Consider the following 399-nt stretch of genomic DNA (forward strand, 5'->3'; position numbering starts at 1 on the left):
AAGCCGAAGAACCCGCCGCAGGACCTGTTCGCGGAGGTTCCCGATGTCGGTTGAGCCACTATTCAGTTGGCCGACACGCATTTACTGGGAAGATACCGACGCAGGCGGCGTGGTCTACCACGCCCGCTACGTCGCCTTCAACATCGCCCCAGCGCCAGTGAACTCCCAATGGCACACGCCACGGCCGTAGTAGTCCTCGTCCAGCATCCGGTCCACATACAGCGTGCCGCGGTACTCGCCATCAGCGACCTTGCGCAGTTCCACCGGCACGATCTCCAGGTAACCCGAGGTCGGGTTCGGTGTGGTTGGCACGTACACCGCGGCCAGTTCACGGTCGGTGCCGTGCTCCTTGATCACGCGGGTGACCAGCCCGACCGACTTCATGTCGCGGTGCGGGAA

The 399-nt window shown here is 63.7% G+C and carries 1 protein-coding gene and 1 pseudogene; one reads left to right on the top strand and one right to left on the bottom strand.

Annotated features, from left to right (window positions below):
* Positions 1 to 43: 43 nt before the first annotated feature.
* Positions 44 to 139 (top strand): annotated as a pseudogene (locus ABGA94_RS01030) (thioesterase); the annotation flags it as partial.
* Here the strand turns inward: ABGA94_RS01030 and ABGA94_RS01035 are convergent.
* On the bottom strand, positions 127 to 399 hold a 273-nt coding region (locus tag ABGA94_RS01035), incomplete at its 5' end, for a DUF502 domain-containing protein (protein ID WP_375366115.1). The pseudogene ABGA94_RS01030 and the gene ABGA94_RS01035 overlap by 13 nt on opposite strands.

The organism is Stenotrophomonas sp. 3diitr2024 (genome assembly GCF_042136455.1).
In the GTDB taxonomy this organism is placed as follows: Bacteria; Pseudomonadota; Gammaproteobacteria; order Xanthomonadales; family Xanthomonadaceae; genus Stenotrophomonas; species Stenotrophomonas sepilia.